An 11,837-nucleotide genomic window follows, 5' to 3' on the forward strand; every position below is an offset into this window, starting at 1 on the left:
AGGAGCGGCTGCGTAGATGGGGTAACGGGCCGGCCGCCCGCTCGCTACGGCGCGATTTGGAAGCGCGCTCGCGAGCGGCCTGTTGGATGGAAGGCGGTCGTCCCTCAAATTGATGGTGTTTAACGGAGTCGGGCAAGCCCGCTCCAAGCATCATGAGGGACGACCGTGTACCACTATGCAGGAATTGACGTGTCTTTGGAATGCTCGAGCGTTTGCCTGGTGGATGGAGCGGGCAAGATTTTGCGCGAGACGAAGGTTTTGAGCGAGCCGGAGGCTCTGATCGGGTGGTTCGGGTCGCTGGGGCTGACGTGCGAGCGGATCGGTCTGGAGGCAGGTCCGTTGTCGCAATGGCTGTACGCGGCGATGCGGGATGCAGGACTTGCGGTCGAGCTCTTGGAGACGCGGCACGTGCGCGATGCCTTCAAGGCAATGCCGGTGAAGTCAGACCGCAACGATGCGCGCGGGATCGCCCAGCTGATGCGGCTGGGCTGGTTCCGGCCGGTGCACTGCAAATCCGTTGCATCGCAGGAGACGCGGGCCATTCTGACGGCCCGCAAGCTGCTGCAGTCGAAGCTGCAGGATGTCGAGAACAGTCTGCGCGGCGTGCTGCGGGGCTTCGGCCTGAAGGTCGGTAAGACCACCGAGCGCACCTTCGCCGAACGTATCCGGGAACTCGTCGCCGGTCACCCCGGACTTGAGCTGGTCGCCAAGGCGCTCCTCCAGGCCCATGCCGTGCTACTCCAGGAGTTCAAGAGCCTGGACAGGCACACCCAGAAGCTCGCCAGAGCGCAGCCCTCCGCCAAGCTCCTGATGACGACGCCTTCCGTCGGTCCGATCGTGGCGCTCACCTATGCTGCGGCGATCGACGATCCGAAGCGCTTCCGTTCCTCGAAGGCCACTGGCGCACACTTTGGTCTGACCCCAAGGAAATACCAATCAGGAGAAACCGACTATACCGGCCGCATCAGCAAGATCGGCGACGCCTCCGTACGCGAGGCGCTCTACCAGGCGGCTCACGTCATGCTGACCAAGCCGCTGAAGAATTGTTCGGCGCTCAAGAGCTGGGCCATGCGGATCGCCAATCGGGCCGGCATGCGCAAGGCCAAGGTCGCCCTGGCACGCAAGCTTGCCGTCATCCTGCATCGCATGCTCGCCGATGCCAAACCCTTCAACCCCGAGGTCAAAAACAAGGCCAAGGTCATCGCCATGGCCGCAACTTAAACAAGGAAGCATCAATCGGTTCTGGGGGAGTCACGACATCAGGCTCTCCCTGAGCGAGGTCCCTAGCCGGGACGATGGATCCGGTCAGGCCGCCATCCGGGAAGTGGGTCATAACCACGCTTCCGTAGATTGGCCGGCCGGCTCCTCAAATGCACCCCATCAGGCGACGGCCTTCGCGCCGATCCCGTACAGAAGCAAGTGCCCGGCAACAGGATCGCGCAAAAAGGGATTGACTAACCAGGGCCCGTTACAGAAGCCCGGATGGAGCGCAGCGCAATCCGGCATGTTGCCCCAAGCCACACTGCCCCGGATTTCGCTGCGCTCCATCCGGGCTACGAGCCCTCAGCCCCCACCATGCCATCATGCCCCTGTTTTGCCCGACGGGTCAAGTTTTCATTCGGTATTCCCGAACAACTGAAATCGTTGGCGATTTCTACTGTGCATGGGGTTGTTTTTGCAGTTTTTTGTCGGACGCCCCTCTCAATCGCCCCGCAAGCTCAGGATGTAGCTCGAGAGCGCATCGGCCTGCTGCGGCGAGATCACCAGGTTCGGCATGGTCTGGTGGCTGGTCTTCCAGAACACTTTCAGCGACAGCGCGGTGGTGCCGTTGCGGTCGGCGATGGCCTGGAAGCTCGGGGCGCGGTCGAACAGCCCGGGCATGCCGGGCTCGACGGTGTGACAGGTCTGGCACCAGGCCTGCGCGAGGCGATGGCCCTCCGCGGCCGCGCGCGAGGCACCCGCGGCGGTGTGGATGACGCTGATGAGAAACAGCACCGACAATCCGATCAGGACGGCAAGGCCGAGATAGATTCGAACGCTGCGCGACATCACCCACCCTCGCCTTCGCTTCGCTGGCCTGATAAGCGTAAGGCCGCGCGCCCGGGCCAGGATTGATCTGCATCAAGCGATCGGCGCAACGCTCGTAGGACAAGGCGCGCGCCAGCAACGGCGCGCTATCTCGCGGAAGGATCGTCATGAACGAGAATCGATATTACGGCGTCCGCGTCGAGGGCGCGAAATACGGCGTCGGCTTCGGCTCGGCGCTCGCCATCGCGATCTCCTACACCAACAACCATTCGATCCTGTGGGCGATCATCCACGGCATCCTGGGCTGGCTCTACGTGATCTTCGTCGCGCTGTTTCGATGACGCCTCGCGCGCGTCAGCCTGACGCGGCGCCCTCTTCCCCTTGTTGACTTACGAAAGACGAGACCTGCCATGACCGACGCCACCAAATGCCCGAAATGCAATTCGGAGCATGCCTATCAGGATCGCGATCTCTGGATCTGCCCGGAATGCGCCCATGAATGGAGCGCCGCGGGTGATGCGGCGGCGGAAGCCACGCAAGAGGCCGGCGTGCGCGATGCCCACGGCAATGTGCTCACCGACGGCGACAGCGTCATCGTGATGAAGGACCTCAAGGTCAAGGGCTCCTCCTCGGTGGTCAAGGGCGGCACCAAGGTCCGCAACATCCGCCTCCAGGACGCCACCGACGGCCACAACATCGCCTGCAAGATCGACGGCATCGGCGCAATGAACCTGAAATCGGAGTTCGTGAAGAAGGCCTGAGGCGCGCTGCGCGATCTGAACTTTTCGATGGCTCGGCCGTTCTCTGTGTCAACAGAGGATGGCGAGAATGTTTGATTTGCGGACGGTCGTGATCGCGGCGAGTTTTATCCTGGCGTCGATCGCCGTCGCAGCCGCGGACGGCGCGCAGGAGCAATCCTCGCAGGCGCCGAGGACGGAAACTGCCGGCGAAGCCCGCCCCATCCGGGTCATTCTCCCGGCCCCTTGGCAGACCGCTGCCCCGGAGGCCGGGTCACGGCTGCCTTTGCGCTAGGTAAAATCCGCACAGCACGGTCACCAGGCCCGCCGCCTGCAACGCCGTCGGCGGCTCGCCGAGCAGCAGCCAGCCGGTGAGCAGCGTCAGCGCCGGCACGCAGGCCGGGAACACCGCCGCGCGGGCGACGCCGAGGCGCTGGACCGAGACGACGAACAGATAGAGCGCGGCGGGGCCTGCGAGCACGCCCTGCGCCAGCGCCTGGATGGCGTTCTCACTGAGGCCAATCGCCTCAATGCGGGCGGGCCCGCCGCTGAGCAGGTAGATCGGCAGCAACAGCAGCGACAGCACGTTGATGACCAGCGCGGCCGATACCGCGGAGACACGCCAGTGCCGCAGCAGCGTGCCGAAGCCGGCGAACATGAATCCGGTGATCACGAAGATCAGATCGCCCAGCACGCCGTCGGCGCCGATATGGCCGATCGACTCGGCGCCGATCACCCCGAGGCCGCCGACGATGACGATGGCGCCGGCAAGGCGCGAGGGCGAGATCCTTTCCTTCAGGAACATCGCGGCGAGGAACAATCCGCCGAGCGTCGCGGAAGACGGCTGGATCACGCTGCCATGACCGAGCGGCACGAACAGGAACCCGATGTAGGAGATCAGCGACATCACGGGGCCGCCAAGCACCATCAGCACGAGGCCCCTGCCCCAGCCGATGCCGCAGAGATCGGAGATGCCAGCGCGCAGCACCAGCGGCAGGAAGACGATGCCAGACCAGACAAAGCGGTGCATCAGCAGATCGGTCGGCGTGAAGCCGACCTTGAGGCCATGCCGGGTGCCGGCAAAGCCGAGTGCCCAGAACAATGCAGCCGACAGCCCGCAGACGACGCCAAGCAGCGCAGGTGCCGTCTCGTTGTTCTCCGTGAGAGCGTCAGCGCCGCTCGTCCGCTGATCCATGGATCAAGCGTTACGGCGGCAAGGCTTCTGGCTCAACCCACGCGCCTGCAAGGCTGGCACGCGAAGGCCGGCACGCGGCGGTCGTGTTGAAGGTGTGCGCGGAGGGAGCGAGCAAATGCTCAGAAGAATCCGGGGCTGAGATCGAGCCCATAGGTGAGGCTCAGCACGAACACGAACAGCGCGGCGCCGGCGAACAGCGCCAGGTGCCTGACGATGACTTCACGCAGCGGGGTGGTTGCAACAACGACTCTTTGCGCAACGGGCATGACGGCCTCCATTATGAAAACGATTCTTGGCCGCCAATCAGCGGCGCCCGCATCAGGCGCGGCGATCTGCAAAGCAACTATTAAAGAGATCACACTGGTCTTGAACCGCCGTACACAATGAAGGCTCCAAGCTGATCTTTTTCAGCACCGGCTTCTCGATCCGCGCACCGGCAACAAAAAACCGCGCTCCCCGAAGGGAACGCGGTCTGATGCGGAAACAGCGCCTTCTAAAAACCCGAATCTTGCGGTAGGCACGATACGCCTGCACCGTGCCTGTCGCTTGGGTTTAGCGGGCGGAGCCCGTGGTGACCGTCGCGGTCTTCAGCTTGCGCGGCGTCAGAACGCTGGCCTGCAGCGCCGTCACGCTGGCGGCCGGCGCCGTCACCTGCTGCTCGACACCGTTGGCACCGAGCACGCGGACCTGCAGGGGCGAAGCAGTGATGCCGTTGGCCTCATAAGCCGGCAGCTCGGCGGCGAAGGTGGCAGTCGTGCCCGCGATGACGAGGGCGGCGGCTGCGATCGAAAGGATCTTCTTGTTCATTGGTGATGCTCCAAAGGAATAGCTCGGAGCAAATGTAATCCTGATTTGCTGCATTGCGACATGCATTGCTGCATCGCAACAACGCGTCCCGCGCATGGGGTAATCGTTAACTTTCACAACGAGTTGCGCGGGAGCGTGTCCCGCCTCTCGCGCCCCAAGCAGGCGAGCGGAGCCGCCCTACTTCAGCGCCGTCGCCAGCGCTTGCAGCTTGGCGACGAGATTGGTGCCGAGCGCATAGATCACTTCGATGATCGCAAGCGCGATCGCCGCTGCAATCAGGCCGTATTCGATCGCGGTGGCGCCGGATTCATCGGCGGCAAATTCGGCCAACAGGCATTTCAATTTCACAGTCCGTGTCCTTCCCAACTCTACCGGACGTTGCCGGCGCACGAGAAATGCCACGGCGCAATCCAAGATTGAGTTAATTCGGATTCCTCAATTTGACGACAATCAGCACCGCTTTTCCAGGCCTTCCTGGCCCCTGGAGCGCCACGGAACTGCTGGGAACTCACGTTGCAGATACGCAACACCTGCGCGAAAAGCCCGGGTCTCGACGAATTGCGCCATTGCGCCGCCACACCGTCCTCCGAACAATTGACGTACCGCGTGCCTGGCTGTGCAAATCTGTTCCGACAACGAAGGTTCGACAGGACCTTCTGGAGGCAGGGATCATGAACGATCGGCGGTCTCTTCTGGTGGCAGTCTCGTGCCCTTCGGCCGTGATGGCCGGCTGGCTGGCACTCTCTTTGTCTGCCTACGCACCTGCCCTCATCGAGAACAGCGGCGCCAATGCGGCGGCCGTCTCCCGCGCGAAAGACGTTAGCCGGCTCGAGCTCGCCGACGTCCCGCGCGCTGCGACGATCGAGGATGGCATCGCGTTGACCGCCGACATCGCGGCCGCTGTCGCAGCGACGCCCGTCCTCGCGATCGCCGAGGCCGCACCGCTCGAAGCGCCCGCCCCCGCCATCAAGCTCGCCTCGGCCGATCCGGCATTGGTCTTGCCGATGGAAGCGCCGCCCGCACCGCAGATTTTGCCGGACCTTGCCCCCGTCGTCAGCGAAACGGCGCCGGCGCAGGAGCCCGCGATCAAGCTCGCATCCGCCGATCCCACCGAGATCGTGACGACGGACGCGCTGTCGGCGGCAGCGATCGCGACGGGTCCTGCGCCCGCCGCGAGCAAGGCATCACCGCCCGCCGACACCGTCGCCGTGCTCGACGAATGCTTCGTCATGGACGCCTGCATCGACCGCTATCTCTGGGCGCTCTATCAGCGCACCCCCAAGGAAGACTCGGTCAAGGTCGAGGAGCGCCGTGCCGTCACCGTCAAGCGCAAGGGCAAGATGGTCACGGTGATGCGCAGCTTCACCAAGCTGGTCGACGAGGATTTCGGCTGGAAGGATCCGAAGGCGGCCGAGCACGCCGGCATGGCGATGATGGATTACGTGATCGGCGGCATGGACAAGAGCTTCAAGCGGAAGCTGTTCCGCACGCTGCTCGCGGCTGAGGCCGCCGGCCTCTCGCCGGGCATCACCAGCGCGTTCCGCGACGACTATCGCCAGTCGATCGCAAGCGGTCTAAAGGCCGCCTCGGACCGTTCCTATCACGGCGGCAGCACGCGCGGCGGCTACGGCCACGGCATGGCGGCCGACATCGTCAGCACCCAGGGCAACAACCGCGCCCAACGCTGGGTTTCGACCGAAATCCTGTGGAAGTGGGTCGACGCCAACGGCAAGGCGCTCGGCATCGGCCGGCCCTATCTGGGCCGCGATCCGCCGCATGTCGGCCCCGTCGACGGTCTGGAATACATCTCCAAGCGTGGCTCCGCGGACCGCAAGGAAGCCGCCAGCATCAAGTCGAAGAAGGTGCGGGCGGTTGCCAGTGTCAGGCCGCCGAAGGCGCAGGCCGCGCGCGAGCAGAAGGTTTTGGCCAAGCCGCAGAAATCGGCGCAATCGGCCGCCAAGCGCGCGACCTGAGCGGTTACGCCCGCCCCGGCGTCGGCAGCGGCACCAGGCGCATCTCGGTGGTGCCGGCTTCCTGCGTGCGCACCAGCACCGCAAAGACGGTCTCGACCGCAAGCCGGACTGCCGCCTCCATCGCCCTGCCCTTGGCCAGATGCGCCGCGATCAGGCCGGTCAGCAGGTCGCCGGTGCCTGAGGGACGGATCGGCAGGTGCGGCGTCGCAAAGCGCGACAATTGCCCGTCCGCGCACAGGATCGTCTCCACCTGTCCGACTGGTGTGTCCGCGAGCGTGCAGCCGGTGGCGACGACGTCGATGCGGCGCTGGCCCTCAAGCGCCGCGCACGCCGCGCGCAAGCCTTGCGCGTCCGAGATGGTGGTGCCCGAGAGCAGCTCGAGTTCGAACTGGTTCGGTGTGATCAGATTCGCTGCCGGCAGCAGGCGATGGCGAACCACGTCCAGAATGCCATCGGCAACATAGACGCGGCCGTCGTCGCCGATCACGGGGTCGCAGACATAGACCAGCTTCGAATTGCGCGTCAGCGCCCGCTCGGAGAAATCGGCGATCGCCTCGGCGTTGCCGGGCGAGCCGAGATACCCGGTGACGAGCACTGCGGCCTCGTCGACGAGATCGCGCTCCTCCACGCCTCTCAAGAGATCGGCGACGAGCTCGGTCTCCAGCACACGTCCACGCAAGGTCGGATAGCGCGGATGGTTCGACAGCAGCGTCGTCGGCACCGCCGCGACGTTCACGCCTTCCGCCTGCATCGCATAGGCGGCGGCGCTGTTGCCGACATGGCCGTGAACGACCTGGCTTTGAATGGAGATGACGAGCATGCAGAGGTCCGTAGGATCAATCGCGATGCAAGGCAAGCGTCGCCCGGATCACAAGAAATCGTATCCAAGCCCCGGTCGTAGCGCCTGCATCTTCCGCGCCAGCCGCCGGTGTCCGCTCTCCTCCGACTGCGCCAGACGGCCCGCCACCGCGATATGGTCCGCATCGCTCTTGTGCTGATTGAGCTTGGCCTGCCCCTCGACTTGATCCACCACGAGATCGACGACGCGGATCGCCGCCAGCATGCTCTCCCGCTTGGCCGGCTCCATCTGCGCGAGGTCCCAGGGCTGTTTCGTCAGCCGCGCCTCGGAGACGGCGAGCAGTGAATCGCCATGGCCGCGATTCTCGTCGAGCTCGCGCAGATGCGCCACCCCGGACAGGTGAACGGCCTCATACAGCCAGGTCGAGACGTTGTCGAGCGACGAATACCAGTCGTTGGAGATGTAAGCATCGTCGCCGGCGACGATCAGCAGGAAGCGCCGCGTGCCGTCCGCCAGCGGAACGAGCGGATTCCTCGCTGTGAAATGGATCTGCACGATCGTTCGGCCGTCGCGTTGATCCAGCACGAACGGCACATGCGAGGCGCGCGGCCCGCGCTCGTCGGCCGCCACTATCATGCCGAAGCCGCGTTGCCTGGCAAACTCCAGCGCACGCTGCTCGTCGATGCGAAACTGCGGGCGAAGGACATGCATGGCGCGACACTCGATCTGGATAAAGGACGATTCGAAGCTACCCCATCATCGGGCGAAACCCGAAGCGATATTGGGCCGCAAACGCAGATGTCAGGAATGATCTCGACGACGCGCAAGCTCCCCGAGATAGGCGCAGAACATGTCGGCAAGCGCGTCGGCATGACGTACGATCTCCACCTCGCTGCGCGGCTTCTCCGAGAACCGCTTGCCGACCTCGCTCAACGTCGTCTTGATCAATTCGCCGGCGAGCTCTCGCGTCGCATCCGAGGCTTTTGGCAGCGCCTCCCGCATGAAGGCCGCAACGATGCCTTCGCCGGCCGACCGCGCGTCCCGCGCCTCGGGCGCATCGCGATAGAGCGGCGCGGCGTCATCGAGCGCGCCACGGATCACAGCCTCCTCGCATTCGGACCGAATGAACGCATGGACAAGCGCACGCAGCCGCTCCAGCGGCGGCTTTACCCGGTCCGCAAGAATGTCGCGCAACAGCTCGCTCGTACGCCGCCATTCGTCGCTCTGGAGGCGGAACAGGATCGCGGCCTTGTTCGGAAAATATTGGTAGAGCGATCCCACGCTCACACCAGCCCGCTCGGCCACCCGCGCCGTGGTGAAACGCTGTGCGCCCTCCTTCGCCAGGACCTGAACAGCGGCATCCAAAATGGCCGCCACCAAGCCGCTGGAACGTGCCTGCTGCGGCTGTTTTCGTGAGGAAACTGAACGGCTTCGGCGGTCGGCCATGGCGCCCCCGTGCAACGCGAATAGCGAATGCGACGAAATAGTCGTATTTCGGTCTCCACGCAAGCACGCGCTTTGCGGCGACCTCTGGAGACACAAAATGACCAGCCCAACGATCACCTTGCTAGCGCCCTTGCTGGATCGCCTGTTCGACCAGGACGAAGCAGCACGCGGCGCAACGCGAGCTGCCTTTGCCGATGTGACCGACGCCGACCGCGTGCGGATGATGCGGAGCAAGACCGATTACCGCAACCTCTATGGACGGCTGAAGGACGCTCCGCTCGCGGTATCCCGCGAGACCGGCGCGCTGCTTTACATGCTCGCGCGCAGCTCCCGCGCCAAAGCGATCGTCGAGTTCGGTACCTCGTTCGGCATCTCGACTCTGCATCTCGCCGCAGGCTTGCGCGACAATGGCGGCGGGCGTCTCATCACCAGCGAGTTCGAGCCGTCCAAGGCGGCGCGTGCGCGGGAGAATCTCTCGGCCGGCGGGCTGCTCGATCTCGTCGAGATCCGCGAGGGCGATGCGCTGAAGACGCTCGGCGCTGATCTGCCCGATACGATCGATCTCGTGCTGCTCGACGGCGCCAAGGCGCTCTACCCGGAGATCCTGGATCTGGTCGAAAGCCATCTCAAACCGGGCGCGATCATCATCGCGGACAACGCCGACGACAGCCCCGACTATCTCGCACGCGTCCGCAAGCCCGGAAGTGGCTACATGTCCACGCCCTTCGCTGAAGACGTCGAGCTCTCCGTGCGGATCAACTAGCGCAACTCGGAACCGCGCCACTCCGGAGCCGCTGCGCGATCCATCGCACGGCGGCTTCATGAGAGTTCCTTCCTGTCGCAGGCTCGTCACGCACGCGTGATAGCAGCGTCTGGCAAAAGCCACGTTCTGAACATACCTACCGAGCGGTATCTTTCGCGCTCTTCCGGGTCCGCCATGACGTCCGCCTTCAACGCCTACGCAGCGCTCGCCCTCGCCATCGTCCTCGAGGTGACGGCATCCGCCTTCCTCCAGCAATCCGCCCAGTTCACCCGGCCGTGGCCGACGCTGGCCATGGTGCTGTTCTACGTCGCCTCGTTCTATGCACTGTCGGTCGCGATCCGGGTCATCCCGCTAAGCATCGCCTATGCGATCTGGGGCGGGGTCGGCATTATCCTGACCGCCACGGTCTCCTTCGTGCTGTTCCGCCAGATGCTGGACGCCGCAGCCTTCGTCGGTATCGCCCTGATCGTATCCGGGGTCGTGATCATCAACCTGTTCTCGCAGACGACGGCGCAGTGATGCCGGCGAGCGCCTACACCCGCACCAAGCAGCCCGAGCAGGTGCGGCGCGCCCTGCTCGACCACGCCGCGTCGATCGCCATGGACCACGGCGTCTCCGGCGTCACGGTGCAGGCGGTCGCAGCGGCGGCCGGTGTCACCAAGGGCGGACTGTTTCATCATTTCGGCAGCAAGCAGGCGCTGATTGAGGGCCTGTTCGCCGATCTGCTGGTCCGCGTCGATGCCGAGATCGACGCCGCCATCGAGGCCGACCCCAGGCCGCATGGCAGCTTTACGCGCGCTTATGTCAATGCGGTGTTCACCGGCAAGGCCTTCGGCTTTGCGACGCCATGGGCGGCGCTGAGCATGGTCGTCGTCACCGATCCGTCTCTCCGCCGGCTCTGGAACGACTGGCTGAAGGCACGCCTGAAGCGGCACCGCGCGACCGACGGCACGCCCGATCTGCAGATCGTCCGCCTCACCGCCGACGGCGCCTGGCTGTCCTATGTCACGACGGGGCAGACACGCATGAGCGCGGATTTCCGCGCCGTGCGCGACCGGCTGATCGCGCAGACCCGTCGGCGCGGATAGAAGATATCGCGCCCCGGCCGAAACAGCGTCGTCAAATGTCGTTCCCTCGCGCGGTCACGCCGCCGATAGCTGGTCGAATTCGGGCGGCGCGTAGGCCTTGCCATCCTGGTCGGTGATGACCACCCGCCATCCCTCGCTCGCCCACACCTTCGCCTTCGCCACGATGAGCAATCGGCTCTCGCGGTCGAAACTGCACTTCTCATTGTCGCGTTCTGCGACCATCTTGTAGGCCAATTCGCGTCCCCTGGCGTTGCCCTGCACCCGTTCCTCTCGTGGCAGCGGGAGTTGGCGGCAATTTGCCGGGAGCATGGCAATTTGGTGCCATCCGCGGCAGCATTGTGCTTGGTTCCAACCGAGCGCCGGAGGTTGATCGTGCGACCCATCATGAATGCGATTCTGCTTGTCGCGGGCTTGCCTGGCGTGGCCTTGATTGGCACCGGGCCGGCAGCCGCGCAAACCTACGATCCGCGCTATCCAGTTTGCATGGAGGTCTACACCATCGACGGCAGCAGCATCGATTGCAGCTTCACGTCGATCGCGCAGTGCGCTGCGACCGCCTCCGGGCAATCCGCGCAGTGCTACGCCAATCCCTATGCCGTGCAGGGCCGCCAGCCGGGCCTGGGTCCATCGCCGCCGCGACGGAACCGCTAGCGCCCGTGATCCGCTCAGTGCACGCGAATGACGTGCGGGCGGCCGAGATCAATCAGTCCCTGCACCGCCGAGAGGCGATCGTCCAGGGCTGCGATGGTGAGCAGCAGATTGTTGCGGCGCTCGTCGAGCACGCCCATCTCGGCACCGGAGAGCTTCATGCTCACACGCTGCTTGTGAATGTCATCGAGGGATTTGCGCAACCCGTCGATCAGGCTAGTCAGTTGCTTGGCCTCTTTGGTCATCGACCGCTTCGCGACACTCTGGCGACGCGTCTCCGCCTGGCTCTGTCTCATCGTCATCCTCCCGTTGCCCCGCTGCCCCGAGTGGATGCTTACAGCTTTCGGTACAGA

General features: G+C 64.7%; 18 protein-coding genes. 8 read left to right on the forward strand and 10 right to left on the reverse strand.

All coding sequences use genetic code 11. The annotated features are described in order from the left end of the window. Positions 1-165: 165 nt before the first annotated feature. Positions 166-1,221, forward strand: coding sequence for an IS110 family transposase (locus WHZ77_RS18645; RefSeq protein WP_375309069.1), 1,056 nt, complete (start codon positions 166-168; stop codon positions 1,219-1,221). A 480-nt stretch (positions 1,222-1,701) separates the two neighbouring features. Here the strand turns inward: WHZ77_RS18645 and WHZ77_RS18650 are convergent, their stop codons facing one another. Beyond that, positions 1,702-2,049, reverse strand: coding sequence for a c-type cytochrome (locus WHZ77_RS18650; protein ID WP_375309271.1), 348 nt, complete (start codon positions 2,047-2,049; stop codon positions 1,702-1,704). Positions 2,050-2,195: 146 nt separating this feature from the next. Between WHZ77_RS18650 and WHZ77_RS18655 the strand changes: the two genes are divergently transcribed. Beyond that, positions 2,196-2,369: a hypothetical protein gene (locus WHZ77_RS18655; RefSeq protein ID WP_015686504.1), complete on the forward strand. Its 174-nt coding sequence runs from the start codon at positions 2,196-2,198 to the stop codon at positions 2,367-2,369. A gap of 69 nt (positions 2,370-2,438) precedes the next feature. After that, positions 2,439-2,789 carry a zinc ribbon domain-containing protein YjdM gene (locus tag WHZ77_RS18660; protein ID WP_015686505.1) on the forward strand — a complete coding sequence of 117 codons (351 nt, stop codon included), beginning with the start codon at positions 2,439-2,441 and terminating at the stop codon, positions 2,787-2,789. A 250-nt stretch (positions 2,790-3,039) separates the two neighbouring features. Here WHZ77_RS18660 and WHZ77_RS18665 read toward each other — a convergent pair whose 3' ends face one another. From WHZ77_RS18665 to WHZ77_RS18680, 4 genes are all read right to left on the reverse strand, one after another. After that, entirely contained in the window at positions 3,040-3,960 is a 921-nt protein-coding gene (locus WHZ77_RS18665) for a DMT family transporter (protein WP_375309272.1), read from the reverse strand. A gap of 119 nt (positions 3,961-4,079) precedes the next feature. Further along, complete coding sequence (locus WHZ77_RS18670; RefSeq protein ID WP_375309273.1) at positions 4,080-4,226, reverse strand: hypothetical protein; 147 nt, start codon at positions 4,224-4,226, stop codon at positions 4,080-4,082. 286 nt (positions 4,227-4,512) lie between these two features. Beyond that, positions 4,513-4,767 carry a hypothetical protein gene (locus tag WHZ77_RS18675; protein ID WP_375309274.1) on the reverse strand — a complete coding sequence of 85 codons (255 nt, stop codon included), beginning with the start codon at positions 4,765-4,767 and terminating at the stop codon, positions 4,513-4,515. Between the two features lie 177 nt (positions 4,768-4,944). Next, positions 4,945-5,109 (reverse strand): Flp family type IVb pilin, encoded by a 165-nt coding sequence (locus WHZ77_RS18680; RefSeq protein WP_041748933.1) that lies wholly within the window; start codon positions 5,107-5,109, stop codon positions 4,945-4,947. A 329-nt stretch (positions 5,110-5,438) separates the two neighbouring features. Between WHZ77_RS18680 and WHZ77_RS18685 the strand changes: the two genes are divergently transcribed. Further along, positions 5,439-6,740, forward strand: a complete 1,302-nt coding sequence (locus WHZ77_RS18685; RefSeq protein WP_375309275.1) for a hypothetical protein — start codon at positions 5,439-5,441, stop codon at positions 6,738-6,740. 4 nt (positions 6,741-6,744) lie between these two features. Here the strand turns inward: WHZ77_RS18685 and pdxY are convergent, their stop codons facing one another. The 3 genes from pdxY to WHZ77_RS18700 form a co-directional block, all read right to left on the reverse strand. Beyond that, positions 6,745-7,560 (reverse strand): pyridoxal kinase, encoded by an 816-nt coding sequence (pdxY, locus tag WHZ77_RS18690; RefSeq protein WP_375309276.1) that lies wholly within the window; start codon positions 7,558-7,560, stop codon positions 6,745-6,747. A 48-nt stretch (positions 7,561-7,608) separates the two neighbouring features. Further along, positions 7,609-8,250, reverse strand: a complete 642-nt coding sequence (locus tag WHZ77_RS18695) for an FMN-binding negative transcriptional regulator (RefSeq protein ID WP_375309277.1) — start codon at positions 8,248-8,250, stop codon at positions 7,609-7,611. A 90-nt stretch (positions 8,251-8,340) separates the two neighbouring features. Then, a complete protein-coding gene (locus WHZ77_RS18700; protein WP_375314761.1) occupies positions 8,341-8,985 on the reverse strand; it encodes a TetR family transcriptional regulator in 645 nt (214 codons plus the stop codon). A 97-nt stretch (positions 8,986-9,082) separates the two neighbouring features. Between WHZ77_RS18700 and WHZ77_RS18705 the strand changes: the two genes are divergently transcribed. The 3 genes from WHZ77_RS18705 to WHZ77_RS18715 all read left to right on the forward strand — a co-directional run bounded on the left by WHZ77_RS18705 (position 9,083) and on the right by WHZ77_RS18715 (position 10,836). Next, positions 9,083-9,748 (forward strand): O-methyltransferase, encoded by a 666-nt coding sequence (locus tag WHZ77_RS18705; RefSeq protein WP_375309278.1) that lies wholly within the window; start codon positions 9,083-9,085, stop codon positions 9,746-9,748. A gap of 174 nt (positions 9,749-9,922) precedes the next feature. Further along, positions 9,923-10,267 carry a DMT family transporter gene (locus WHZ77_RS18710; RefSeq protein ID WP_375309279.1) on the forward strand — a complete coding sequence of 115 codons (345 nt, stop codon included), beginning with the start codon at positions 9,923-9,925 and terminating at the stop codon, positions 10,265-10,267. Then, positions 10,267-10,836: a TetR family transcriptional regulator gene (locus WHZ77_RS18715; RefSeq protein WP_375314762.1), complete on the forward strand. Its 570-nt coding sequence runs from the start codon at positions 10,267-10,269 to the stop codon at positions 10,834-10,836. The genes WHZ77_RS18710 and WHZ77_RS18715 overlap by 1 nt, the downstream gene beginning before the upstream one ends. Positions 10,837-10,890: 54 nt before the next feature. On the opposite strand, the gene WHZ77_RS18720 is transcribed toward WHZ77_RS18715, so the two are convergent. Next, entirely contained in the window at positions 10,891-11,097 is a 207-nt protein-coding gene (locus tag WHZ77_RS18720; protein WP_375309280.1) for a hypothetical protein, read from the reverse strand. Positions 11,098-11,208: 111 nt separating this feature from the next. On the opposite strand from WHZ77_RS18720, the gene WHZ77_RS18725 reads away from it, so the two are divergent. After that, positions 11,209-11,487, forward strand: coding sequence for a DUF3551 domain-containing protein (locus WHZ77_RS18725; protein ID WP_375309281.1), 279 nt, complete (start codon positions 11,209-11,211; stop codon positions 11,485-11,487). Between the two features lie 14 nt (positions 11,488-11,501). On the opposite strand, the gene WHZ77_RS18730 is transcribed toward WHZ77_RS18725, so the two are convergent. Continuing rightward, positions 11,502-11,780: a hypothetical protein gene (locus tag WHZ77_RS18730; protein ID WP_015686520.1), complete on the reverse strand. Its 279-nt coding sequence runs from the start codon at positions 11,778-11,780 to the stop codon at positions 11,502-11,504. Positions 11,781-11,837 lie beyond the last annotated feature (57 nt).

Source organism: Bradyrhizobium sp. A5, from assembly GCF_042076515.1.
Lineage (GTDB): Bacteria > Pseudomonadota > Alphaproteobacteria > Rhizobiales > Xanthobacteraceae > Bradyrhizobium > Bradyrhizobium cosmicum.

Coding starts and splice junctions, on each gene's coding strand:
- WHZ77_RS18700 (WP_375314761.1), bottom strand. CDS start 8,985: ATGGCCGACCGCCGAAGCCGTTCAGTTTCCTCACGAAAACAGCCGCAG.
- WHZ77_RS18650 (WP_375309271.1), bottom strand. CDS start 2,049: ATGTCGCGCAGCGTTCGAATCTATCTCGGCCTTGCCGTCCTGATCGGA.
- WHZ77_RS18730 (WP_015686520.1), bottom strand. CDS start 11,780: ATGAGACAGAGCCAGGCGGAGACGCGTCGCCAGAGTGTCGCGAAGCGG.
- WHZ77_RS18710 (WP_375309279.1), top strand. CDS start 9,923: ATGACGTCCGCCTTCAACGCCTACGCAGCGCTCGCCCTCGCCATCGTC.
- pdxY (WP_375309276.1), bottom strand. CDS start 7,560: ATGCTCGTCATCTCCATTCAAAGCCAGGTCGTTCACGGCCATGTCGGC.
- WHZ77_RS18670 (WP_375309273.1), bottom strand. CDS start 4,226: ATGCCCGTTGCGCAAAGAGTCGTTGTTGCAACCACCCCGCTGCGTGAA.
- WHZ77_RS18660 (WP_015686505.1), top strand. CDS start 2,439: ATGACCGACGCCACCAAATGCCCGAAATGCAATTCGGAGCATGCCTAT.
- WHZ77_RS18675 (WP_375309274.1), bottom strand. CDS start 4,767: ATGAACAAGAAGATCCTTTCGATCGCAGCCGCCGCCCTCGTCATCGCG.
- WHZ77_RS18685 (WP_375309275.1), top strand. CDS start 5,439: ATGAACGATCGGCGGTCTCTTCTGGTGGCAGTCTCGTGCCCTTCGGCC.
- WHZ77_RS18705 (WP_375309278.1), top strand. CDS start 9,083: ATGACCAGCCCAACGATCACCTTGCTAGCGCCCTTGCTGGATCGCCTG.
- WHZ77_RS18665 (WP_375309272.1), bottom strand. CDS start 3,960: ATGGATCAGCGGACGAGCGGCGCTGACGCTCTCACGGAGAACAACGAG.
- WHZ77_RS18695 (WP_375309277.1), bottom strand. CDS start 8,250: ATGCATGTCCTTCGCCCGCAGTTTCGCATCGACGAGCAGCGTGCGCTG.
- WHZ77_RS18655 (WP_015686504.1), top strand. CDS start 2,196: ATGAACGAGAATCGATATTACGGCGTCCGCGTCGAGGGCGCGAAATAC.
- WHZ77_RS18715 (WP_375314762.1), top strand. CDS start 10,267: ATGCCGGCGAGCGCCTACACCCGCACCAAGCAGCCCGAGCAGGTGCGG.